Here is a 20,518-nt window from a genome sequence, read left to right as displayed (position 1 = left end):
GGCGGCGCGCCCCGGCTTGCCTGACGGTTCCCTCCGGGCGGCCCGGCGGTACTTTCGGTCCACCAAGATCCTGAGACATCTATTGACTTAACTTCACCGATGGTCAATAGAATAGTTCTTACGGATTCCTTGCGTAGTCAAGCTTTACTCCCTGAGCGTGTCGGCCTCGTCACTAGGTGTCACGAAGGCGGCGTTCACCCGGGCGGGAGAGGATCCCCGGTGCCATGGAGAGGCGACGGCACCGATCAGTCCAGCAACCACCCCCGTGAAAGGGATGATCGTGGCTCTCCATCGCCTCGCCGACCCGGTGACCAGCATCTTCCGAATCGTGATCGGACTGCTGTTCACGTTACGCGGCATCGCGTCCATCTTCGGTGTCCTCGGTGGACACCGGGGCAGCGGACAGGCCGTCGAGTTCGCCGTCTGGCCCACCTGGTGGGCCGCTCTGATCCAACTCGTCGGCGGCCTGCTGGTGCTCGTCGGCCTGGGCACCCGGATCGCCGCCATCGTCTGCTCCGGCTCGATGGCGTACGCCTACTTCGTCGTCCACCAGCCGGAGGCGCTGCTGCCCCAGCAGAACGGCGGCGAACTCGCCGCCCTGTTCTGCTGGTCGTTCCTCCTCGTCGCCATCCTGGGGCCGGGGAAGTGGGCCGTGGAGTCGCTGATGAGCCGGCGACGGGAAGAGGAGCGTAGCCCGGCGCTGGCCACCGCCTCCTGACCGGCGCGGTACGGGGGCGGCCTGACCACCCCCGTACCGTTCTCCAGTTCGGCCAGGACGTGGCCCCTCGGACGGATCGAGGTCGCCGAGCGGACCTGACAGCGATGGCCGCCGCGACGACATGGACGGTGTTTCAGTTCGCTTCTGGCCGGCAACCTAACGTCGACATGAGCGATGTCCGTGGGCGCGGAACGCCCCGCTGGGTGTACTGGTGGCTGTTGGTGTCCACGCTCTGTACGTTCACTTCCCAAGTTCTGTCGGGGTTCGACCGTCCCTTGGAGATCATCGTCGGTGTCCTGTCGGGCTGCATGGCGATCTTCTGCGGCATCACCCTGGTAGTCCGTCGGAAGGCGTGAGGTCTCGCAACCGGTACGGGCGCGTGGACCTACTCGCCGCCTGCTCCTGGTCTTCCGACGACACCCGCTCCGTCATCTCGGCAGCACGAGTGCTCATCTGGGCAGCACGAGGGCTGTGAAGGTCGGTGCGTTCTCCCAGCCGGGACGCAGGTCCGCCACCTCCCGGTAGCCCCAGCGGGTGTAGGCGGTCCGGGCAGGCAGGTTGTCCGGCTCGACCAGCAGCGTCATCCGCCTCCCTTCCACATCGGATACGAGGGCTTCGTGCAGCATCCGGGCAACCCCCTGTCGTCGCCAGGGGAGCCGGACCATGATCTCGCTGATCGCGAAGGTGCGTCGGCCGTCCTCAGCCGTAAAGCCATCTGGTACAGGGGTTTGCAGGCCCTCCCACCAGCGGGTGTGCGGTGGGAGGGGGAAGCCGTAGGCGTAGCCGATCAGCTCGCCGTTCTCGGTGGCGGTGACTAGTTTCCAACCGGGGTTGGTCAGGTGCCCGGCGAGCTGACGACGGTAGCGGTCCTCGTTCTGGAACGGGGTCGGCGGCGTCGCGTGGATCTCCAGGTAGACCCGGACCAGGTCCTCCAGGATCTTCTGCGCCTGCTCGGAGTCGTAGGTCCGGAGCTGCACCGTCATGCCCGCACCGCCTCGTCGTAGGCCACGACGAACTCGCGGGCTGCCGTGGATCGGGTCGTCTGCTGCTGAAGATCCTGCCGCAGTGCGGCGAAGCGCGTCGTGGTCCGCTTCGATTGCAGGGTTGCCACTGCAGGAAGGATCTCGAGTGCGAGTCGGCTCGACGTGTCGACATCGGCTTGCAGAAGCAGGGCCTTGGCGCGGTCGACCGAGCAGAGCACCTGGTTGCGGCGGTAGGCGGCATCCGGATTGGCGGCCAGGTTCTCGTAGGTGCTGGCTGCCCGATCGGGGTGCCCGAGGTCGACCTGGGACTGAGCCTCCGTACCGCCGACCTCGATGGGCGTGACGAAGCTGATGTAGTGCGGGTCGTTCTCGTGGGTACCGCGATCGAAGGCTCGGAGGGCGTTCGCCATCTCCCGATTGAAACCGCCGGCATCACCCAGCGCAGCGCTGGCACGGGCTGCCCTGAGATTCAACAGTGTCGCCAGCTTCGGGGTGGCCCATCCAGTCGCCATCCGTCGTGCTGCCTCGGCGCAGTGCAGGGATTCCTGGGGGTGGTTGGGGCGTACCAGAAGGGCCATGGTCGCCATGGCGCGGACCTCGAGTCTCGGATCGTCCTGGAGCCGGGCGCGGAGGATGGCCTCGTGCAGGTAGCGGCGGGACTCCGGACGGCGTTCCGCGTCCAGGGCGAACCAGCCGATCCAGCACTCCAACTCTCCTAGGACGCTGTGCAGGGCGTGACCCACCTGACGGTCGTACGCGCAGTCGCGTTCCCATCGGCTGACCCGCTGGTGCAGGGTCATCGCGAAGGTGCACAGCTCGTTGCCGCCCATCGCGGCGTCGGCGCGTTCGAAGCCGTCGATGACCGACTGGACCGAGTCGATGTGTTCCGCGCCGATCCGGGGTGGGGAGTCGGCGGCGGCGAGCACCGGGCCGAACGGCTCGGTGACGCCGAGGCTGGCGAGGCCGGCGGCGATGACCAGGCTGCGACGTTTCATGGTGTCACCCTCGCAATCGGGGTCGCTTCCCTCCGTACCTGTGGCGGGGTCGACCTGGACCCCTGCGCGGTCGGCGGCGGGCTCTCCGGGGGTGTCGGGGAGCTTGAACCACAGGTGTCCGGCGGGAATGGTGAGGAGTTGGGCCCAGTGGGTGAGGCGGTCGAGGTGGACCATCGGCGGGCCGCCCTCGACCCGACTGAGCTGGGCCTGGGTGATGCCGAGCCAGCGGGCCACCACGTGCTGCGGCAGCGGCCGGCGGCCGTGGTACGGGTGGTTGCGGTAGGCGCGGATCACCAGGCCGAGGTGCCGGTCCCGGAACGCCCGGCGGAGCGGTTCGTGGTCCCAGAAGGACGGTGGCAGGGCCGGCGGGGTGGTCAGCCGGTCGCGTTCGGCCGCCTGGCAGGGGTTGCAGCGTCCGCTGCTGTTGTCCCGGGCCAGCCGCCCGCCGCAGCGGGGACAGGTGGGGGTGCGCTGCGCCGACGACCTCGCCATGCGGGGTGGCTCCGTCCGTGGGGTACCTCGTCCACACTCCATTCAACTGCACTCCGTGACGCATCGGTATACGCATCACGCATGTTGATCATGCTGCTCGGTGCAGGTCGAGATCATTCTGGACCTGCGCTACGCATACCGATCAGCTACTCGGAGTCATGTTCGCTGTTCAGTGTGGCCGGCACGATTCCTCGCATGGCCCGGGGCGGGTGCTGGGCTCCGGCGGGAACGGTCTTCCCCCGACCTGTCGCGCTCCCGTCGTCCCCGCCCGCCCCGGTGCCGTTCCTGTTCGTCGGGTGCCCCTGAGTGTGGGCCGTTACGTGTGGAGGTGCGGGTGGAGCTGGTACGGGTGTGGGCGGCGACCGATGTGGAGCGGGCCGCCGGGCGGTTCTGGTCGCTGGTGGAGGAACGCTGCCCGGGGCTGGTGCCGCGCCGGGAGGCGGAGCCGCTGTTCGCCGCCCTCGGCTGGCTGGTCTGCGGTGGTCGTCACGACGATCCGGCCGGGCGGGCCGCGCTGCTGACCGTGCTCGGGCGCGCGTACCACCGGTTCGGGCTGCTTCCGGCCCGGCAGGAGCCGGTGCTCGACGCGCTGACCGCCGTGCTGGCGCGGGCCAGCGCCGAACCGTGGACGCCGCGGGTGGCGGTGGCCTGGTCGGCGGCCCGGGACCGGGCGACGACCGCCATGGTCCGGCCCGTCCGCCGGGCCGGCGAGGGCATGACCTGGGTGCCGGGCACGGTGGTCGGCCACCAGCGGCCGTGCGACGGCGTCGCCATCCTGACCGTACGGCCCGAGTACCGGCTGCCGTACCGGCCCGGCCAGGCGGTGCCGGTGTCGTCGGCGCGGCTGCCCGGCCGGTGGCGGTGGTACTCCCCGGCCAACGCGCCCCGCCCCGACGGCACGATCGAACTGCACGTCCGCGCCGTATCCGAGGGTCTGTCCGGGGGCAGGCTGTCCGGGCTGCTGGTCGACGGGACGAGGCCGGGGGAGCGGCTGTGGTTCGGCCCGCCCGCCGGGGCCGGGCTGCTGCTGCCCGACCCGCCGACCCACGCGGAGCTGCTGCTGGTCGCCGGGGGCACCGGGCTGGCTCCGCTACGCGCCCTGGTCGAGCAGCTCGTCGAGGCCGGCGGACGGCGGGTCACCCTGGTCGTGGGCTCGCGTACCTTCACCGACCTGTACGACGCCACCAGCCTGGACAAGCTCCAGTGCGGCCACGAGTGGCTGACCGTCGTGCCGGCGTTCTCCCACGACCCGACCGCCGAGCCGGCCGAGGTCGGCGACGCGCTCACCGTCGCCCTGCGGTACCTCCGCGACGACCAGGAGGTGTACGTCTGCGGCCCGCCCGCGATGATCGCCGGTTCCCGACTGCGGTTGCGGGCCGCCGGGGTGCCCGACCACCGGATCCATTTGGCGGACACCTTCGCCGGTTGACCCGTTCCTGGTCGGCGGCAGATCACCTACGACGTGGGCCACCAGCATTTTGTCGTATTTGGCGCGGACATCGACCGCGATGGAGGTGGCCGGCTTTGCGAAGGGGATTCAGTCGATTGACTGGTTACCGAAGGTAACGGAAGGGGTCGGGTGGATCAGACTGCACCGTCTTCCCGTCCGACGGCTTCACCGTGCAATGGAGGGAGCGGACATGGCTGGTCAGAGAGGACGATCGCGCGATCAGGGCGGTGTCACCACCGTGCCGGAAGATGCCCCCACGACAGCCCCGTCGTCGCCGACGGTAGTGCCGCGCCAAGCCGCCGGGGACCCGGTCGTGGCGATCGGACCGAACGATCCACCCGACTACTTCGGCTTCACGCCGAACTTCGCGAACAGTCCACTGCCCGTGGTGGTCAACGGTGCGGTGCGGCCTGGTACCGGCGTCCGGAAGTTCGTCACCCGCCTGCCCGGGGTGGGTGCCACCAAGGCGAACCAACTCGGCAACTATCTCCCGGTCGCGGTGCCGGACACCGTTACGTACCCCGGTTCGGACTACTACGAGATCGGCGTGCAGCAGTACCAGCAGCAGCTGCACCCGGATCTGCCGGCCACCCGGCTCCGGGGCTACAAGCAGCTCAACAACGGTACGGACGGCAGCGGCCACAACACCGTCGCGCCACCGCCACGGCCGTTCTACACCGGTCCGGTGATCCTCGCCCGGCAGGGCCGCCCGGTCCGGGTGAAGCTGGTCAACCAACTGCCGACCGGTGCCGCAGGCAAGCTCTTCCTCCCGGTGGACACCACCGTCGGCGGTGCCGGCACCGGCCCGCTGAGCCCCACCGAGCTGTACACCCAGAACCGGGTGGTGCTGCACCTGCACGGCTCGGAGACACCGTGGATCAGTGACGGGACCCCGTTGCAGTGGTTCGTGCCGGCGGGCGAGGTGACCTCCTACCCCCGTGGGGCGAGTTACGCCGCCGTCCCGGACATGCCCAACCCCGGTGCCGGGGCGGTCACGCTCTACTACCCCAACCAGCAGAGCGGCCGGATGATGTGGATGCACGACCACTCGCTCGGCATCACCCGGCTCACCGTCTACTCCGGGCAGTTGGGGCTCTACATGCTGGACGACCCGGTGCAGCAGCAACTGGTCACCGACGGGGTGGTTCCCGCCGAGCAGATCACCCTCGTCGTGCAGGACAAGACGTTCGTCCCCGACCCGGCCCAGTTGGCCGCCGAGGATCCGACCTGGGACACCGCGAACTGGGGTGGCAAGGGCAGCCTGTGGTTCCCGCACGTCTACATGCCCAACCAGAATCCGTACAACGAGACCGGGGCCAACCCGATGGGCCGCTGGGACTACGGCCCCTGGTTCTGGCCGCCGTTCACGGGCATCGAGCAGGGGCCGGTGCCCAATCCGTACTACGACCCCGTGCGGCGTCCCTGGGAGCCGCCGCTCCAGCCCGGCACCCCGACCCCCTCGGTGGTGCCCGAGGCGTTCCAGGACACCCCGATCGTCAACGGCTGCCCGTACCCCTACCTCGAGGTGGAACCAAAGGCGTACCGGTTCCGGATCCTGAACGCGTGCAGCGACCGCTCGCTCAACCTCCAGCTCTACTACGCGGCGTCGAACGGCACGATGTGGAACCCGAACGGCACCCTGCGCGACGGCGCGGCCGGCGAGGTGCCGATGGTGGAGGCGTGCCCCAACCCGACCTTCCCACCGGACTGGCCGACGGACGGCCGGGCCGGCGGGGTGCCCAACCCCGACGCCCGCGGCCCGGACTGGTACCAGATCGGCACCGAGGGCGGCCTGCTGCCCGGCGTCGCGGTGCTGCACAACCAGCCCATCAACTACGAGTACAACCGCCGCGACATCACCGTGCTGAACGTCAAGAACTACACCCTGCTGCTCGGTCCGGCGGAGCGCGCCGACGTGGTCATCGACTTCTCGTCGGTGCCGCCGGGTACCAATTTGATCCTCTACAACGACTGCCCGGCGCCGATGCCCGGCTTCGATACCCGCTACGACTACTACACCGGCGACCCGGACCAGACCGACACCGGCGGCGCGCCCACCACCCTGCCCGGTTACGGGCCGAACACCCGCACGGTGATGCAGATCCGCGTCGCGGGCACCCCGGCGGCCCCCTTCAACCTGGCCCGGTTGCAGGCCCGGCTGCCGCAGGCGTACGGGGCGAGCCAGCCGGAGCCGATCGTGCCCGAGAAGGCCTACGACCCGGCGTTCCACACGACGGCCCCGACGAACACCTACGTGCCGATCCAGGACACCACGATCACCTTCACCCCGATCGGCGGAACCCGCCCGGTCACGCTGGATCTCGAACCGAAGGCGATCGTCGAGGACTTCGACCAGGTGTACGGACGGATGAACGCCAACCTCGGGGTGGAGCTGCCGAAGACCACCGCCTTCACCCAGACGACGATCCCGCTGCCGTACATCAACCCGCCGACGGAGATCGTCTATCCGTCGGACCTGGCGACCCCGGTGGGCTCCCCGGGCGACGGCACCCAGGTGTGGAAGGTCACCCACAACGGCGTGGACACCCATGCCATCCACTTCCACTACTTCAACGTGCAGTTGATCAACCGGGTGGGCTGGGACGGGGCGATCAAGCCGCCGCCCGCCAACGAGCTGGGCTGGAAGGAGACGGTCCGGATGAACCCGCTGGAGGACACCATCGTCGCCCTGCGGCCGAGGCTGCCCGTACCGCTGCCGTTCAAGGTCGGCGAGAGCATCCGGTTGCTCGACCCGACGCAGGTGCCGGGCACCACGAACGGGTTCGCCCAGATCGACCCCCAGACCGGTGACCCGATGGTGGTGACCAACCAGCCGTACGACTTCGACTGGGAGTACGTCTGGCACTGTCACCTCCTCGGCCACGAGGACTTCGACATGATGCGGCCGATGGTGCTGCGCTTCACCCCCGCGTCGCCGACCTCGCTCACCGCCACCGCGGCACCAGGCTCGACGACGGTGCCACCCGCGATCGTGGTGAACTGGACCAACAACGCCACCCGGCCGCCCGCGACGAACAACCTCGTCCAGCGTGCGACCGACCCGGGCTTCACGACCGGCCTGACCACGTTCACCGTGCCGGCCACCGCCCGGACCTACACCGACTCCACGGTCGTGCCCGGGGTCACGTACTACTACCGGGTCCGGGCCGAGAACGCGGTCAGCTACTCCGCCTGGTCGAACACGGCGTCGGCCAGCGTCGCCCTCGCGGCACCGACCAACCTGGTGGCCACCCTCACCGCGACCGCGCCCCTACGGGTAACGCTGACCTGGGTGAACCACTCCTACGCGACGGGGGTGACCCTGCAACGGGCCACGAACGCCGCCTTCACCACCGGGCTGGTCACCCTGAACCTGCCGGTGAGCAGCAGTTACACCGACACGACCGTGGTCGCCGGTACGACGTACTACTACCGGGTCCGCACCACGTACCTCGGTGCCGTGTCGCCGTGGTCCAACGTCGCGTCGGTGTCCACGGCCGTCCCGGCGACACCCACCAACCTGGCCGGCGTCGGTGTGGCCACCGGCTCCACCGCCACGGTCAACCTCACCTGGGCGGCGAGCACGTCCGTCGCGCTGGGCGGGTTCACCCTGCAACGCGCCACGAACGCCACCTTCACCACCGGTGTCGCCACCTTCACCCTGCCCGCCGGCGCGCGCAGCTACAGCGACACCGGGCTGGTCCGGGGCCGCATCTACTACTACCGCATCCTCGCCTTCAACACGGCCGGCAGCTCGGCCTACAGCAACCCCATCGCCGTCTCCACTCCCTGAGCGGCGGGCGGACGCCCGGTCAGGCCGCCCGCCGGGGATGCCTGACCGGGCGATAACCTACGAAAACAGGACATATCCCCCGCATCTCTGCCAGGATTCTCATCACTGCTGATTCGAAAGATCAGCTCCAGGAACGGTACGAGAGATCCTGCGGGGGAAGACATGTCACGGCACCATCCGCGCCTGGCCGGCGCGTTACGTTGGATCGCGACCGGCGGTCTGCTGACGCTGCTGGGTGTTGCCGTGCCGGCGCAGGCCCAGCCGGCGTTCGGCTTCGTCAGCGCCAGCGCCGTCCAGCAGGCGACCGGTCCGGTCGTCGTCCAGTGGACCACCGAGGGCAGCGCCCCCGAACTCACCGGATTCCGCGTGGACCGGATCGAGAACGGCACCCCGACGACGGTCACGACCACCCCGCCGACCGTGACCTCGGCAACGGACCTGCTGGCCGGCCTGTCGACCGGGGTGCACCTGGTCGGCTACGAGGTGACCGCGCTCGCCGGGACGACACCGGTCGACTCCATCACCACCTACCCGCCAGCGATCTACAAGGACGTGCCGAGCGGGCCGGCAACCGTCGACATCACGACGGCCGGTACCCGGGTCACCCTGTCCTGGACCCCACCGACGATCAACGCGGCCCTGCTGACCGGTTACCGCGTCGAGCGGCGCGTCGGTGCGAGCGGGCCGTACACCGTCCTCACGCCGAGCACCACGGCCCGGACCTATGTCGACACCATCCCCGGACTGCCGACCGGCATCTCCACCATCTACTACCGGCTGGTCAGCCTCGCCGGCGGCAACGACGGCGGGGTCAACGAGCCGGTGGTGGAGGTCTTCGTCGGCGTACCCAGCTATCCGACCGACCCCGCTGCCCGGATGGGCTTCGACGGCAACTCGGCGGTGATCACCTGGGGGCCACCGGACCAGAACGCCGACCTCGTCACCGGCTACCGGATCACCAGGACGATCGGCGGCGTCGAGGTGCCGGTCGGGACCGTCGGGGCCGACGCGCGGCGGATAGTCGACACCGGCCTGGCCCCGGTGCCCAACGGAACCGCTGTCACCTACACGGTGACCGCGCTCGCCGGGAGCGAGAGCGGCGGACAGGTACCGGTGTTCCTGACCGTCGACCACCAGCCGCTGGAGATGCCGGCACCCCGGGTCACCCCGGGCGACCGGGAACTGGTGGTGACCTGGGACGCGCCGGCCGGGGTGTCGCCGGCCGGCTACCAGGTCAGGTACCGCGTCGACAGCACCGGTGACTGGGTGGTCGTCCCCGCCGGCAGCGTCGATGCCGCCAACCGGCGGGCCGTGATCAGCGGCTTGACCAACGGGGTGACGTACGAGGTGGAGGTGGCCGCGGTGGATGTTCCCGGTGCCGGCCAGAGTGCCTGGTCACCGCCGACCCCGGGCACCCCGCAGGCCGTCAAACCCACGGAATCACCCAAGCCGACCCACTCGCCCGGCCCCAAGCCGACCCACTCGCCCGGCCCCAAGCCGACTCACGGACCCGGTCCGAAGCCGACCCACTGGCCCGGCCCCAGACCGACCCACTCACACTCGCAACTCCCGGTCACCGGTACCGACGACCTGCCGACCATCGGCGCACTCGGAGCCGTCCTGTTCGGTGGCGGCAGCCTGCTGGTCATGGCGGCTGCGGTGATGGGGCGCCGGTCTGCCCGGCGGGCCCGGGACTGACCTGAACCGGCGGCCCGACCCGGAAGGTGGCCGGGCCGGGTGGGCGGGGGCGCACCGGGGGCGATGGAGGCAGATCCGTTAGCGGATCCGGTCATCTCCCGCCCGGTGCGCCCCCGCTCCGTCACGCCCCCGCTCCGTCACGTGCGCGGGCGGAGCGGTATCGCTCGTTCCGCACCCCCGTTGAGCTGCGATGTCGTGCCGGTCACAACGCTGACCACTAGGCCCGAGACCACCCGGTGGCTACTATCCCTACCAACCCGATATGAATTATAGGACTTTACGGATGGCCTGCGGCGTCGCCGGCAGCCGGCCGGCAGTCCGTACGGAGAGGTAGTGATGACTTCCATCGCCGCTCGCCCCGGCTTCTCATGGGCACGACTGGGGTTGCGGATCGCGCCCTGGCTGAGCGTGCTCGCGGTCGTCGGGCTCTGGATCGGCACCACGGCGACCGGTTCGGTGTCGGACCAGTTCCTGCCGTCCCCGACCGAGGTCGTCGGCTCGGCGGCGGAACTGGTCGAGGTGGGGCTGCTGTGGTCCTCCATCGGCGTGACGATCACCCGTGGGCTGCTCGGGGCCACCATCGGCATCACCGCCGGCATCCTGCTGGGGGTGCTCGCCGGGTTCGCCCGCTGGGCGGAGTTCGTGCTCGACAAACCGGTCCAGATCATCCGGGCCGTCCCGTTCACCGCGATGCTCCCGCTGCTCATCCTCTGGGTCGGCATCGGCGAGCAGACCAAGGTGCTGCTGGTGGCCCTGGCCACCGCCGTCCCGGTGTACTTCAACACCTTCGGCGGTATCCGCAACGTCGACCGGAAACTGGTCGAGGCGGGCAGGGTCTACGGGCTCACCGCGTACCAGCTCGCCACCCGGGTGCTGCTGCGCGGATCCCTGCCGTCGGTGTTCATCGGCATCCGGTACGCGCTCGGCATCACCTGGGCGGTGCTCGTCCTCGCCGAGAGCCTCAACGCGGTGACCGGCATCGGCTTCCTCCTGACCAACGCCCGCCAGTACGGGCAGGGCGACGTCGTCATCCTCTGCGTCGTTCTGTACGCGGTGCTCGGCCTGGTCACCGACGCGCTCGTCGCGCTACTGGAGCGCCGCCTCTTCCGCTGGCGACAGGCCCACCGCGGGGTCTGACCCCCGACCGGGCAGTTCCTCGTCGCCAGGCACGCCACCCGCCGGACCGACCGCACCCAAACCATGGAACAACGTGACAACCAAAGGACAACCGCAATGAGTACCCTGCCCCACCACCACCGTCGACGTCGCGGAATCAGCGCCCTCGTGCTCGCCGCGGCCCTCGTGCTGAGTGCCTGCGGCGGTGACCCGGCCACCTCCCCGGTCGAGGCCGCCGCCCCGACCGGCCAGGACGACCCGGCCGTCGCCCGGGTCGGGTACTTCGGCGGCACCAACCTGTGGACCCTCGCCGAGGACAGCAACGCCGTGTCGGACGCCCTCAAGAAGATCGGCGGATCCGTCCAGTGGAACGGGCCGCTCGCGCCGGTCGAGGCGTCCGAGGCGGCCAAGGCCGGCCGGATCGACTTCACGTCGAACTCGGTGGCGACCTTCTTCAACGAGGCGGACTCCGCGTCCAGCCTGGTGGCCTTCGCGCTGATCCGCAACTCCGGTGACAACCAGGGCATCGTGGTCCGTGACCAGGCCGGCATCGGGTCCGTCGCCGACCTGGCCGGCAAGCGGGTCGCGGTGAGCACGAAGGGTTCGACCGGTGAGTACGTGCTGCTCGCCGCACTGGAGTCGGCCGGCCTGAAGGCAGACGCCGTCAAGATCGTGTACATCGCCAATCCGGCCGACGGGGTCTCCGCGCTGGCCAGCGGCGATGTCGACGCCCTCGCCACCTGGGACAACTTCTTCGCGTCCGCGCAACTGGTCAAGGACACCTCGGTGTTGACCACCAACGCGCAGACCGGGGCACGCAACTGGAGCCTGTTCGTGGTCACCCGGAGCTTCCTCGACGAGCACCCCGCCACCGTCAGGGCGGTGTTCGACGGGCTGGTCGACCAGGCGAACCGGATCCGCACCGACCGCGACGTGGAGAAGAAGGCGCGTCTGGCCGACGGGCAGCCGGCCAACCTGGTCGACCTGGTGGTCGGTTTCGACCCGGGCGAGGTGGTCGCGATCAACGACGAGGTCCTGGCGCAGATCCGGGAGGTCGGCGAGCAGACCGTGCGCTTCGGTTTCCGCGCCAGCGTCCCCGACCTGTCCAAGAACTACGTGGACGTCACCACCCTGGGCAGCTGACATGCTCGAACTGGCCAGCAACGTCTCCCGCCGCTTCGGCGACCAGCGGGTACTCGACGGACTGGACCTGACCGTCGGGGAGGGCGAGGTCGTCGCCCTCCTCGGCCGGTCCGGCTCCGGGAAGTCCACCCTCCTGCGCCTGCTCGCCAAACTGGACGAGCCGGACGCCGGCCGGGTCGCCGTGCCGGACGCGGTCGCGGTCGTCTTCCAGGAACCGCGGCTGTTCCCCTGGCTCAGCGTCCTCGACAACGTCACGATCGGCCTGCCCGACACGTCGAGCGCGGCGGGCCTCGACGCGCTCGCCGAGGTCGGGCTCGCTGACAAGAGCCACGCCTGGCCGCTGACCCTCTCCGGCGGGGAGGCGCAGCGGGTCGCGCTGGCCCGCGCGCTGGTCCGGCAGCCCCGGCTGATGCTTTTCGACGAGCCGTTCGGCGCGCTCGACGCCCTCACCCGCATCGCCATGCACCAACTCGTCGTCCGGCTCTGGGAACGGCACGCGGCGACCGTGGTGCTGGTCACACACGACGTCGACGAGGCGGTGCTGCTGGCGGACCGGGTGCTCGTGCTCGACGCCGGACGGATCGCGCACGCCATCGAGATCACCCGGGACGCCGACGGCGCTGTCCCGGGCCCCGAACTGCTCGCCCGGCGGGCCGATCTCCTGACCCTGCTCGGGGTCGAGCAGCACGGCACCCTACGCCGAACGCCCCGGGCCGCCCGGTCCGTCGACACCGCCACCACCGTCTGACGCCGTACCTCCGCCACCGCCACCGGCTCCACCCTCGTCTCGCCGCCGCCCCGTCCTCGCCCCGCCTCCGCCCCCGCCCCGCCCCCGCCCCGAAAGGTTCGCGACATGACCCGACAGCACGTCAAACTCGGCCTTGTCTACAGTGGCATCGGCCGCCACTCCAGCGCCTGGCGACTGCCCGAGGCCGACGCGGACGGATACACCGACCCGACCCTGGTCTCCGAGGGTGTCAAGATCGCCGAGCGGGGCCTGTTCGACTTCTTCTTCGTCGGCAACTCGCTGACCAGCTCCGCCCACCGGGGAAACTTCGCGTACACCGGTAGGAACGTCCAGGCCTCGCACGACCACCTCTTCGCCATCGAGGGCTTCACCCTGATGGCCTACGCGGCGGCGTTCAGCCAGAAGGTCGGCCTGGTGGTGACCTTCAACGCGACGTACCACGACCCCTTCCACATCGCCCGCGTCACCGCGACCCTCGACCACCTCTCCGGCGGTCGGCTCGGCCTCAACATCGTGACCGGCTCGGACCTCTCCGCCGCCCACAACTTCGGTCGGGAACGCCACCTGGACAACGCCGACCGGTACGACCGGGTCGAGGAGTTCGTCCAGGTGCTGCGCGACCTGTGGGACAGCTGGGAGGACGGCTGGCTGGTCGCCGACAAGGAGCGGGGGATCTACCACGACGTCAGCAAGGCGCGGCGGGTCGACCACACCGGCAAGCACTTCTCGATCCGTGGCCCGCTGAACTTCCCCCGGCCGCCGCAGGGGCACGTGCCGTTCATGCACCCCGGCTACTCGGAACGCTCGCTGGAGTTCGCCGCGAAGTACGCCGAGATGCGGTTCATCCAGTGGCGGCACGCCGAGTGGAACAAGGCGTACTACGCCGACATCAAGTCCCGGGTCGTCCGGCACGGACGGCCGCCCGAGGACCACCTGCTCATCGCGGGGATCACCCCGTACGTGGCGGAGAACGCGCGGGACGCGCACGCCAAGTTCCGTCAGGTGCAGGACCTGAACACCAACGTCTTCGTCCCGGAGGTGCTCTCCGAGCAGTTCGGCATCGACCTGACCGGCCGTACCGGCACGGACCGGGTGCTGGCCGCGATCGACCGTACGCTCATCCCGGAGAAGGCGTGGATCGTGGACAACGCGATCGCGAGCTTCGACGACGAGGACATCACCCTCGAGGACCTGACCCACTACCTGGGCAACAACCCCATGTCGCAGCCCGCGGTCGTGGGGGACGCGAAGCAGCTCGCCGACTTCGTGGAGTCCAACTTCCGGGAGAACGCCTTCGACGGGCTGGCCATCTGCCAGCCCTACTGGCCCGGACCGGCCGCCGCGTTCGTCGACCTGGTGGTGCCGGAACTCCAGCGTCGGGGCGTCTTCCGTACCGAGTACACCACGTCGACGCTGCGGGACCACCTCGGGATCAAGCCCGCGCCGAACGGGTTGGCCGAGCGGGCCGCGCTCGCCGGGCAGGGCGGTGCGGCATGACCACCCCCGACTCCGGCACCGCGCGGAACACGCCCGACTCCGGCACCGAGCGGAAGCCGTACGTGCTGGCGCTGCGGACCACCGAGGTGGTGGGGCGCTTTACGGCGACCGGTGCCGACACGACGTTCACCATCGACAACAGCAAGCTGCTGGAGAAACCCGAACACCCGGGAACGGCGGAGTACTTCCTGGCGAGCCTCGCGGGCTGTGCGCTGAACATCATCGCGGCCCGGTCGGTGGAGTGGGAGCTGCCGTACCCACGGCTGGAGCTGGACGCGTCCTATCTGGTCGACGCGGACGACAGCACCCGGTTCGAGCGGATCGGGCTGCGCTTCCGGTTCACCGCCACCCCGGCCGAGCAGAGCCGGCGGTACGTGGACGACTTCACCGCCCGCTGCCCGATCTACAACACCCTCGTGCGCGGCGGTACACCGATCACCATCGAGGTCCAGGTGGACAGTTGACCCCGGACACGTTCCGTTCCCTGCTGCGCCGGCAGGCCGCGTCGGTCGCGGTGGTCACCGCCCCGGGCAGCCCGCCGGTCGGGTTCACCGCCACCTCGTTCACGTCGGTGTCGCTGCGTCCGCCGCTGGTGTCGTTCTGTCTGGCCCGGTCGTCGTCGAGTTGGCCGACCGTGGCCGTGGCGGGGCATGTGGCGGTGCACCTGCTCGGCGCCGACCAGCAGGACGCGGCGCGAACGTTCGCCACCAGCGGCATCGACCGGTTCGCCGCGTACCCGGGATGGCGGTACGGCCCGTACGGGGTGCCGCTGCTGCACGGGCCGGTCGCCTGGCTGCTGTGCCGGGTCACCGGGCGGGTGTCCGCCGGGGACCATGCGATCGTGCTGGCCGAGCCGCTGCTCGGCCGGCACGGGGAGGGCGCACCCCTGCTGTACCACATGGGTGGGTACGCCGCCCTGTCCCCGGGGCAGGAGGACGCCGGGGACAGGGTGACTGCCGTGTCCTGACCGGGCGGCCCCCGGTACCCGGCTCGGCGGGCCGGGTACCTGAGGCTGCGCCGTTTACGTGTCAGGCGTCGGCGTACCGGCGGGCGGCGGCCAGGGCGGCGCGTACCGTGGCGGCGTCGGCCGGCTTGGATGCCTCCCAGCTCGGCGGGGCGGCCAGGTACGGCAGGCCGTACGCGGCGGTGTCCCGCTGGAAGCGCCAACCCTCGGCGAGCGGACCGGCGTCGACGGTGTCGTAGCCGAGCGTGTCGAGCAGGTCGGTGACCGCCGCCTTGGCTCCGGTGTCGTCCCCGGCGATGGCCAGTGCGCTGCGGTCCGCCGCGCCGGCCGGGCGGGCCAGGTCGAGCAGGTGCTGGAAGTAGATGTTGTTGAACGCCTTGACCACCTTGGCCGCCGGCAGATGCCGCTGGAGCAGCTCACTGGTGGTGGTCGACTCGTCGTCCAGCTCCGGGAAGCGGCCGTCCCGCTCCGGGTAGTAGTTGTTGGTGTCGATCACGACCTTGCCGGCCAGCGGCTCCACCGGCACCTCGCGGTAGACCCGCAGCGGGATCGTGACCACCACGATCTCGCCGGCTTCCGCGGCCTCCTGCGCGGTCGCCGCGCGGGCGTTCGGCCCCAACTCGTCGACCAGGTCCTTGAGGGTCTCCGGTCCCCGCGAGTTGCTCAGGACCACGTCGTGGCCGGCGGCCACCGCGAGCCGGGCCAGCGTACCGCCGATGTTGCCGCTGCCGATCAGTCCGAGTGTCGTCATGTCGGCACGAACCACGGTCACCGGTGCGGCATTCCCGCCGTCGGCGGGGGAGCGCGACGGTTGACAGGGACCTTCATCAGGGTGACAGGATGTGCACAAATCCTGCATCGATCGCCGACGCTACTTCCCCATGGGCATATTTAGTGATATCTATCTCCTACTGATCTTTCTCCTAGCCCCCGGGAGTGTGCGACGTGCGGAGATCCCGCCTGATGACCCTCGCCCTGAGCCTGACAGCGGCTCTCGGCGCCACCCTCGCGACAGCCGTACCCGCCCAGGCGGCGGCCACCGACCGGTACGTCGCCCTCGGTGACTCGTACGCCTCCGGTGTCGGCGCCGGCAGCTACACCAGCGAGAGCGGCTCCTGCAAGCGCAGCACCAACGCCTACCCCGCGCTGTACGCCGCCAACGTCAGGCCGGCCTCGTACACGTCGGTCGCCTGCTCCGGGGCCACCACCACGAGCGTGGTCAACACCCAGCTCTCCGCGCTCAGCTCGACCACCTCGCTGGTCAGCGTCACTGTCGGCGGCAACGACGTCGGCTTCGCCAGCATCATGACCACCTGCGTGCTCTACGGCACGTCGCAGTGTGTGTCCGCGGTGGACGGCGCGATGGTCAAGGCCCGCAACGACCTGCCCCGGCTGCTCGGCACCGTCTACAGCGGCATCAAGAGCCGGGCCGCCTCGGCCCGGGTGGTGGTCGTCGGCTACCCGGTCTTCTACCAGATCGACACGCTCTGCGCCGGGCTCAGCGACACCTCGCGGGCCAAGATCAACGAGGGTATCAGCCTGGTGAACGACATCATCCGGAGCCAGGCCACCTCGTACGGCTTCCGGTTCGCCGACGTGCGTTCGGCCTTCGTCGGCCACCAGCTGTGCAGCTACGGCGAGAAGTGGCTGCACGCGTTGAACGTCCTCGACATCGGTGTCTCGTACCACCCGACGGCGGCCGGTCAGTCCGGCGGCTACTACCCGGTGTTCCGCTCGGTCGCGGGCTGAACCGTACGCTCCTGCGCCCGGACCCGCCGCGGCTGACCCGCGGCGGGTCCGGCGCGCGTGCCGACCGGCCGGCGGGTGCGTGTGTCGGACCCGCCGGCCGGTGCCGCCGGCCGGGTCACTCGTTGGGTGGGCGTGCCTCGAGGTTGCCGGCCATCGTCGCCAGCACCTCGACGGTGGACACGTACTGCTCGGTGGTGAGGCCGGTCATCAGCAGGTCACGGGCGGCCTGGACCCGGGCGGCGACCCGGGGGTACGCGTCGCGCCCCGCCCCGGTCAGGGCGAGCCGACCGTCGGCGTCGCGGGCCACCCAGCCGCGTCCGGTGAGATCGTCCAGGGTGGCCCCCTGGTCCGCGCCGAACGGGAGCAGCGCCTCGCGTACCTGCGCGTCGGTGCGTGGCTCCTCGTGCAGCAGGGTGAGCGTCTGCCAGTGCCGCCGGCCCAGCCGGTCCTCGGCGAGCGCCGCCTCGAACCGGGCTTCGATCAGGTTGTGCAGATGGCGTAGCCAGTAGCCGATCGGGCGGCTGGTCGGTTTCATGACGCTCCCGGGGGTCGGTGTCGGTGCGTGGCGGACGATGGACAGTCTGGTCCGTGCCGGCCTTGCCCCGCTCGAGCCCGCCCCTGGCGGCCGACGGCCGACGGTCGGTCCCGGGCGCCAACTTTTTTCGGGCACTGATGCCCTGAACAGGGTGAATCGAAGCGGATCGACAAGATCCGCAACTGGCCGCACGGGATTGACCAGGGTGCCGGAAAGCGCAATCCTGTGGAAGCGCTCCCATCGATGAATCTCGCTCCCTTTATGGAGAGGAATCTCGTGCGTCCCACCACCGCGTTACTTCCCGTCACGCTGGCCGTGGCCCTGGGCGGCCTCGCCCTGCCGCCACCGCCCGGGGTCGCCGCCGGCCCGGCCCCGGCTGCCCTCGGACCGGCCCCGGCCGTCGCCGGTCCGGCGCTGGCCGTCGACACCACCAGCGGCCGGCACGCGATCAGCCCGTACGTCTACGGGATGAACTTCGCCGACGAGGCGCTGGCCCGCGACATCCGGCTGCCGCTGAACCGGTACGGCGGCAACGCCACCACCCGCTACAACTTCCGTAACGACACCACCAACCGGGCCTCGGACTGGTACTTCGAGAACATCCCGAACGACAACCCGGACCCGGGCAGCCTGCCGAAGGGCTCCGAGAGCGACCGGTTCGTCGCGGCCAACGAGGCCACCGGCACCGACACGGTGATGACCCTGCCGATGATCGGCTGGGTCGCCAAGGAACGCGCCCGCGCCTGCGGGTTCAGCGTCGCCAAGTACGGCCCGCAGGAGTCCACCGACCAGTGGGCCCCGGACTGCGGCAACGGCAAGAAGCCGGACGGCACCCTGATCACCGGCAACGACCCGACCGACACCAGCGTCGCCGTCGGCCCGGAGTACGCCGCCGACTTCGTCACCCACCTGAAGACCGAGTTCGGCGGCGCGGCCGACGGGGGCGTGCGGTTCTACAACCTGGACAACGAGCCGGACCTGTGGCACTCCACCCACCGCGACGTCCGGCCGGCCGGGCTCGGCTACGACGAACTGCGCGACCGCACGTACGCGTACGGGGCGGCGGTCAAGGCGGCCGACCCCGGAGCGAAGACCCTCGGGCCGGTCGGCTGGGGCCTGAACTCCATCCACTACTCCGGTCTCGACCAGGACGTCTGCTCGCGTACCGGGTGCTGGTCGAACCCGCCGGACCGGGCCGCGCACGGCGGCCAGGAACTCGGCCCGTGGTACCTCGACCAGATGCGCGCCTACGAGCAGCAGCACGGCAAGCGCATCCTGGACTACTTCGACATCCACATCTACCCGCAGCAGTCCGGCGTGCACAACTCCGAGCCCGGCGACGCGGCCACCCAGGAGCGGCGGCTGCGGTCCACCCGGCAGCTCTGGGACCCGACCTATGTGGACGAGAGCTGGATCGACAAGCCGGTCCAGATGATCCCCCGGATGCGGGGCCTGGTCGACCAGCACTACCCGGGCACGAAACTCGCCATCACCGAGTACAACTGGGGCGCGTACGGCCACATCAACGGGGCGCTGGCCCAGGCCGACATCCTCGGCATCTTCGGCCGGGAAGGGCTGGACCTGGCCAACCTCTGGACCGCGCCGACGGCCGACCAGCCGGTGGCACACGCCTTCCGGATCTACCGCAACTACGATGGACAGGGTGGGGCGTTCGGCGAGACCTCGGTCAAGGCCACCAGCGCCGACCAGGGCAAACTGGCGATCTACGCGGCCGAGCGGAGCAGCGACGAGGCACTCACCCTGGTCGTGGTGAACAAGACCGGCAGCGAGCTGACCAGCCCGGTCGCCCTCACCGGGGCGTCGGCCGGCACCGCCCAGGTCTACCGCTACAGCGCGGCGAACCTCGCCGGCATCGTCCGGGCGGCCGACCAGCCCGTCTCGGCGACCGGCTTCACCGCCACCTTCCCGGCCAACTCGATCACCCACCTGGTGCTGCCGAAGGGCGACGGCGAACCGCCGGCCGACACCGAGGCCCCGACCGCGCCGGGCAAGCCGGTCGCCGGCGGGGTCACCGGCGACAGCATCGCGCTGAGCTGGGCGGCCTCCACCGACGACACCGGCGTGACCGGGTACGACGTGCACCGGGTGAACGGCGACACGACGGTGCAGGTGGGCAGCGCCACCGGTACGTCGTACACGGTGACCGGGCTGACCCCGGACACCTCGTACACCTTCCAGGTGACCGCCCGCGACGCGGCGGGCAACGTCTCGGCGGCCTCTCCGGCGCTGACCGTGCGGACGGCGGTGCGGCCCGACGGCGGCTGCCGGGTGGCCTACACGGTGGCGAACAGCTGGCCCGGCGGCTTCACCGCGACCGTCACCATCACCAACGGCAGCGCCGTCCCGATCGACGGCTGGACGCTGGCGTTCGACTTCCCGGCCGCCGGGCAGCGGGTCGGCCAGGGCTGGTCGGCCACCTGGTCGCAGAGCGGCGCGACGGTGACCGCCCGGAACCTGAGCTGGAACGGCAGGCTGGCACCCGGCACCTCCACCAGCATCGGCTTCAACGGCGTGCAGACCGGCCAGAACCCGTCGCCCGAGCGCTTCACCCTCAACGGCCAGGCGTGCGGTAACTGAGCCACGACGACCCGGGCCGGGCCACCGGCACGACCGGGA

At 70.4% G+C, this 20,518-nt stretch carries 17 protein-coding genes; 13 read left to right on the top strand and 4 right to left on the bottom strand.

Features of this window, described 5'->3' with window-relative positions:
- The first annotated feature begins 280 nt into the window (after positions 1 to 280).
- Together PVK37_RS28805 and PVK37_RS28800 are read left to right on the top strand one after the other, a co-directional pair.
- Positions 281 to 718: a DoxX family protein gene (locus PVK37_RS28805; RefSeq protein ID WP_423790965.1), complete on the top strand. Its 438-nt coding sequence runs from the start codon at positions 281 to 283 to the stop codon at positions 716 to 718.
- Positions 719 to 822: 104 nt separating this feature from the next.
- Positions 823 to 1,074: a hypothetical protein gene (locus PVK37_RS28800; RefSeq protein WP_275030958.1), complete on the top strand. Its 252-nt coding sequence runs from the start codon at positions 823 to 825 to the stop codon at positions 1,072 to 1,074.
- 93 nt (positions 1,075 to 1,167) lie between these two features.
- On the opposite strand, the gene PVK37_RS28795 is transcribed toward PVK37_RS28800, so the two are convergent.
- Both PVK37_RS28795 and PVK37_RS28790 read right to left on the bottom strand, forming a co-directional pair.
- Positions 1,168 to 1,701, bottom strand: a complete 534-nt coding sequence (locus tag PVK37_RS28795) for a GNAT family N-acetyltransferase (RefSeq protein WP_275030957.1) — start codon at positions 1,699 to 1,701, stop codon at positions 1,168 to 1,170.
- Positions 1,698 to 3,188, bottom strand: coding sequence for an NsdA family TPR-like regulatory protein (locus tag PVK37_RS28790; RefSeq protein WP_275030956.1), 1,491 nt, complete (start codon positions 3,186 to 3,188; stop codon positions 1,698 to 1,700). Before PVK37_RS28790 ends, PVK37_RS28795 begins: the two co-directional genes overlap by 4 nt.
- A gap of 334 nt (positions 3,189 to 3,522) precedes the next feature.
- Here PVK37_RS28790 and PVK37_RS28785 point away from each other — a divergent pair, with 334 nt between their 5' ends.
- From PVK37_RS28785 to PVK37_RS28745, 9 genes are all read left to right on the top strand, one after another.
- Positions 3,523 to 4,617 carry an FAD-binding oxidoreductase gene (locus PVK37_RS28785; RefSeq protein WP_275030955.1) on the top strand — a complete coding sequence of 365 codons (1,095 nt, stop codon included), beginning with the start codon at positions 3,523 to 3,525 and terminating at the stop codon, positions 4,615 to 4,617.
- Between the two features lie 334 nt (positions 4,618 to 4,951).
- Positions 4,952 to 8,431, top strand: a complete 3,480-nt coding sequence (locus tag PVK37_RS28780) for a hypothetical protein (protein WP_275030954.1) — start codon at positions 4,952 to 4,954, stop codon at positions 8,429 to 8,431.
- A gap of 162 nt (positions 8,432 to 8,593) precedes the next feature.
- Positions 8,594 to 10,129 (top strand): fibronectin type III domain-containing protein, encoded by a 1,536-nt coding sequence (locus PVK37_RS28775; RefSeq protein ID WP_275030953.1) that lies wholly within the window; start codon positions 8,594 to 8,596, stop codon positions 10,127 to 10,129.
- A gap of 336 nt (positions 10,130 to 10,465) precedes the next feature.
- On the top strand, positions 10,466 to 11,266 hold the full coding sequence (locus PVK37_RS28770; RefSeq protein ID WP_275030952.1) for an ABC transporter permease subunit: 801 nt from the start codon (positions 10,466 to 10,468) through the stop codon (positions 11,264 to 11,266).
- A 96-nt stretch (positions 11,267 to 11,362) separates the two neighbouring features.
- Positions 11,363 to 12,388, top strand: a complete 1,026-nt coding sequence (locus PVK37_RS28765; protein ID WP_275030951.1) for an NrtA/SsuA/CpmA family ABC transporter substrate-binding protein — start codon at positions 11,363 to 11,365, stop codon at positions 12,386 to 12,388.
- Position 12,389: 1 nt separating this feature from the next.
- On the top strand, positions 12,390 to 13,136 hold the full coding sequence (locus tag PVK37_RS28760; protein WP_275030950.1) for an ABC transporter ATP-binding protein: 747 nt from the start codon (positions 12,390 to 12,392) through the stop codon (positions 13,134 to 13,136).
- A 105-nt stretch (positions 13,137 to 13,241) separates the two neighbouring features.
- Positions 13,242 to 14,633, top strand: coding sequence for an NtaA/DmoA family FMN-dependent monooxygenase (locus PVK37_RS28755; RefSeq protein WP_275030949.1), 1,392 nt, complete (start codon positions 13,242 to 13,244; stop codon positions 14,631 to 14,633).
- A complete protein-coding gene (locus PVK37_RS28750) occupies positions 14,630 to 15,097 on the top strand; it encodes an OsmC family protein (RefSeq protein ID WP_275030948.1) in 468 nt (155 codons plus the stop codon). The genes PVK37_RS28755 and PVK37_RS28750 overlap by 4 nt, the downstream gene beginning before the upstream one ends.
- A complete protein-coding gene (locus PVK37_RS28745) occupies positions 15,094 to 15,600 on the top strand; it encodes a flavin reductase family protein (RefSeq protein ID WP_275030947.1) in 507 nt (168 codons plus the stop codon). Before PVK37_RS28750 ends, PVK37_RS28745 begins: the two co-directional genes overlap by 4 nt.
- A gap of 61 nt (positions 15,601 to 15,661) precedes the next feature.
- Here the strand turns inward: PVK37_RS28745 and PVK37_RS28740 are convergent, their stop codons facing one another.
- Complete coding sequence (locus PVK37_RS28740; protein WP_275030946.1) at positions 15,662 to 16,348, bottom strand: NADPH-dependent F420 reductase; 687 nt, start codon at positions 16,346 to 16,348, stop codon at positions 15,662 to 15,664.
- Positions 16,349 to 16,542: 194 nt separating this feature from the next.
- Between PVK37_RS28740 and PVK37_RS28735 the strand changes: the two genes are divergently transcribed.
- Positions 16,543 to 17,346, top strand: a complete 804-nt coding sequence (locus PVK37_RS28735; RefSeq protein WP_275030945.1) for an SGNH/GDSL hydrolase family protein — start codon at positions 16,543 to 16,545, stop codon at positions 17,344 to 17,346.
- Positions 17,347 to 17,461: 115 nt separating this feature from the next.
- Here PVK37_RS28735 and PVK37_RS28730 read toward each other — a convergent pair whose 3' ends face one another.
- Positions 17,462 to 17,881 carry a MarR family winged helix-turn-helix transcriptional regulator gene (locus PVK37_RS28730; RefSeq protein ID WP_275030944.1) on the bottom strand — a complete coding sequence of 140 codons (420 nt, stop codon included), beginning with the start codon at positions 17,879 to 17,881 and terminating at the stop codon, positions 17,462 to 17,464.
- A 276-nt stretch (positions 17,882 to 18,157) separates the two neighbouring features.
- Between PVK37_RS28730 and PVK37_RS28725 the strand changes: the two genes are divergently transcribed.
- A complete protein-coding gene (locus PVK37_RS28725) occupies positions 18,158 to 20,479 on the top strand; it encodes a glycoside hydrolase family 44 protein (RefSeq protein ID WP_275030943.1) in 2,322 nt (773 codons plus the stop codon).
- The last annotated feature ends 39 nt before the right edge of the window (positions 20,480 to 20,518 follow it).

The sequence above is a fragment of the Micromonospora cathayae genome, assembly GCF_028993575.1.
GTDB classification, from domain to species: Bacteria; Actinomycetota; Actinomycetes; order Mycobacteriales; family Micromonosporaceae; genus Micromonospora; species Micromonospora cathayae.
This window is presented reverse-complemented; position numbering and strand designations above follow the sequence as displayed.

Bases quoted from the DNA above. Each gene is read 5' to 3' on its own strand.
- PVK37_RS28800 (WP_275030958.1), top strand. From the start codon at position 823: ATGGCCGCCGCGACGACATGGACGGTGTTTCAGTTCGCTTCTGGCCGG.
- PVK37_RS28795 (WP_275030957.1), bottom strand. From the start codon at position 1,701: ATGACGGTGCAGCTCCGGACCTACGACTCCGAGCAGGCGCAGAAGATC.
- PVK37_RS28790 (WP_275030956.1), bottom strand. From the start codon at position 3,188: ATGGCGAGGTCGTCGGCGCAGCGCACCCCCACCTGTCCCCGCTGCGGC.
- PVK37_RS28775 (WP_275030953.1), top strand. From the start codon at position 8,594: ATGTCACGGCACCATCCGCGCCTGGCCGGCGCGTTACGTTGGATCGCG.
- PVK37_RS28770 (WP_275030952.1), top strand. From the start codon at position 10,466: ATGACTTCCATCGCCGCTCGCCCCGGCTTCTCATGGGCACGACTGGGG.
- PVK37_RS28765 (WP_275030951.1), top strand. From the start codon at position 11,363: ATGAGTACCCTGCCCCACCACCACCGTCGACGTCGCGGAATCAGCGCC.
- PVK37_RS28760 (WP_275030950.1), top strand. From the start codon at position 12,390: ATGCTCGAACTGGCCAGCAACGTCTCCCGCCGCTTCGGCGACCAGCGG.
- PVK37_RS28755 (WP_275030949.1), top strand. From the start codon at position 13,242: ATGACCCGACAGCACGTCAAACTCGGCCTTGTCTACAGTGGCATCGGC.
- PVK37_RS28750 (WP_275030948.1), top strand. From the start codon at position 14,630: ATGACCACCCCCGACTCCGGCACCGCGCGGAACACGCCCGACTCCGGC.
- PVK37_RS28740 (WP_275030946.1), bottom strand. From the start codon at position 16,348: ATGACGACACTCGGACTGATCGGCAGCGGCAACATCGGCGGTACGCTG.
- PVK37_RS28730 (WP_275030944.1), bottom strand. From the start codon at position 17,881: ATGAAACCGACCAGCCGCCCGATCGGCTACTGGCTACGCCATCTGCAC.